Annotated in this window: 1 protein-coding gene and 1 pseudogene; both read right to left on the bottom strand. The window is 70.6% G+C overall.

Features of this window, described 5'->3' with window-relative positions:
* Positions 1-1,615: pseudogene (locus tag AB0C69_RS40875) on the bottom strand (excinuclease ABC subunit A); the annotation flags it as partial.
* A gap of 272 nt (positions 1,616-1,887) precedes the next feature.
* Positions 1,888-2,696: MBL fold metallo-hydrolase (locus AB0C69_RS40870; RefSeq protein WP_360361977.1), on the bottom strand; the 809-nt coding region annotated here is incomplete at its 5' end.

The raw sequence follows: 2,696 nt of genomic DNA, 5'->3' as shown, positions 1-2,696 counted from the left end.
CCTCCCGCCGGCTCAGCCGCACCAGGTCGGCCAGCACGCCCAGCGCCAGGTCCACAGGCTCGTCGAGCACGTACAGGACGCCGACCAGGCCGGAGCCGATCTGCGTCGCCAGCCGGATGCGCTGGGCCTCCCCGCCGGCGAGCGTGGCGGACGCCCGGTCGAGGGTCAGGTAGTCGAGGCCGACGTCCAGCAGGAAGCCGAGCCGGGCGTTGATCTCCTTGAGGACGCGTTCGGCGATGTGCGCCTCGCGCTCGTTCAGTTCGAGCGCGAGCAGGAACTTCGCGGCCTCGCCGATCGGCATCGAGGCGACCTCGGCGATCGACATCCCGCCCATGGTGACGGCCAGCACGACCGGCTTCAGCCGGGCGCCCTCGCACGTCGGGCACGGGATCTCGCGCATGTAGCCCTCGAACCGCTCCCGGCTGGAGTCGCTCTCGGACTCGGCGTGGCGCCGCTGGATGTAGGGGACGACGCCCTCGTAGGCCGTGTAGTACGACCTCGTGCGGCCGTAGCGGTTCTTGTAGCGGACGTGGACCTGCGTCTCGTGCCCGTTGAGGATCGCCTTGCGCGCCTTGGCGGGCAGCCGGTCCCACGGCGTGTTCAGGTCGAAGCCCATCGCGTCGCCCAGCGCCGACAGCAGCCGCAGGAAGTAGTCGCTGACGTGCCCGCCCGACCACGGCTGGATCGCGCCCTCGCCGAGCGAGAGCTCCCCGTCGGGGACGACGAGCTCGGCGTCGACCTCCATCCGCGTCCCGAGGCCGGTGCAGTCGGGGCAGGCGCCGTACGGCGAGTTGAACGAGAACGAGCGCGGCTCCAGCTCCTCGAACGACAGGTCGTCGTAGGGGCAGTAGAGGTGCTCGGAGTACATCCGGGTGCGGTGCTCGTCGTCCTCGGGCAGGTCGACGAAGTCGAGGACGATCGTGCCGCCCGCCAGGCCGAGCGCCGTCTCGACCGAGTCGGCGAGCCTCTGCCGGGCGGAGTCCTTCACCGAGAGCCGGTCGACCACGACGGAGATGTCGTGCTTCTCCTGCTTCTTGAGCTGGGGCGGCTCGTCCAGGCGGATCATCTGCCCGTCGACCAGCGCCCGCGAGTAGCCCTTGGACTGGAGTTCGCGGAACAGCTCCAGGTACTCGCCCTTGCGGCCGCGGATCACCGGCGCCAGCACCTGGAACCGGGCGCCCTGCTCCAGTTCCAGCACCCGGTCGACGATCTGCTGCGGCGCCTGCCGGCTGATCGGCCGGCCGCACTCGGGGCAGTGCGGGTGCCCGATCCGGGCGTAGAGCAGCCGCAGGTAGTCGTACACCTCGGTGATCGTCCCGACCGTGGACCGGGGGTTCTTGCTGGTGGACTTCTGGTCGATCGAGACCGCCGGGGAGAGCCCCTCGATGAAGTCGACGTCGGGCTTGTCCATCTGCCCGAGGAACTGCCGGGCGTAGGCCGACAGCGACTCGACGTACCGGCGCTGCCCCTCGGCGAAGATCGTGTCGAAGGCCAGGCTGGACTTCCCGGAACCCGACAGACCGGTGAACACGATCATGGAGTCCCGCGGGAGGTCGAGCGAGACGTCCTTCAGGTTGTGCTCGCGTGCTCCACGCACGATGAGTCGGTCATGCACGTTCTTCCGGTTCCTCTTCTGGGCGCGGCGATCTGCGTATACGGCTCGGTATCAAGGCTAGCCACGGGGAGCGACAGGCTCCCCCGGCTTCTCAACAGCGGCGCACGCCGCTGCATTTCATGACGCTACCCGGCCGGTCCGAGCGGTCGGGACGGCACCATCGCACCGTACACGTGTTCGAACGGCGCCCGCCACCGGAACGCCGTCAGGGCGCGGCGCCCCCTTCCGACCACGCGGAACGCGCTTCGCGCGCGGTCGCGGCGGGACCGCGGTCACTCGTCGTCGAGGGCGTGGGAGAGGTAGCGCTCGGCGGAGCGGCGGACGGCCTCCTTCCCGCCGCTGTAGACGATCTTCTTCCACCAGGCGCCGTAGACGCGGTCGAAGTCGTAGGGCTCCAGGAGGCGCAGGGCGCGGCGGACCGTGCGCGGGCGCTCGGGGATGTAGTTCGGGTAGGAGTACATGAAGCTCACCCAGTCGCGGTCGTCGACGACCTGCACGATGTCGCCCGAGAAGAGGGCGCGGGCGTCGCGCCAGTGCAGGACCTGGCCGCCCGCGAAGTGGACGCCCGCGTTGATCAGCGTGAGGCCGTCGGCCAGTTCGAGGGTGTCGCCCGACCAGAAGGCGACCGCGTCGTCCGGCCGGGCCACCCAGCGGCGGTCGGCCTCGTGGACGTACACGGGCGCGTCGAACGCCCGCGCCCACTCGATCATGGTGCCGTAGTAGTGCGGATGGCTGATCGCGATCGCGGAGACGCCGCCGAGGTCGTTCACCCGGCGGACCAGCTCGTCGTCGATGTGGGTGACCATGTCCCACAGGACGTTGCCGGACGGGGCGCGCAGGAGGAGGGCGCGCTGGCCGATGGCGATGGACGGCTCGGCGCCGATCCCGACGACGCCCGGGCCCTCCTCGGCGACGCGGCCGCGGTGGCCGGCGCGCAGTTCCTCCAGGGTCGTCCACCGCTGGCCCTCCCAGCCGACGTACTGCCGCGACGAGGACGGCGACCGGGTCTGCGGGCTCTTCCTCGTCTTCCACGAGGAGGGGCACCAGATCGAATGGCAGGTCAGGGACGGGCGAGTCCAGG

The organism is Actinomadura sp. NPDC048032, assembly GCF_040653175.1.
Taxonomy (GTDB): Bacteria; Actinomycetota; Actinomycetes; order Streptosporangiales; family Streptosporangiaceae; genus Spirillospora; species Spirillospora verrucosospora.
This window is presented reverse-complemented; position numbering and strand designations above follow the sequence as displayed.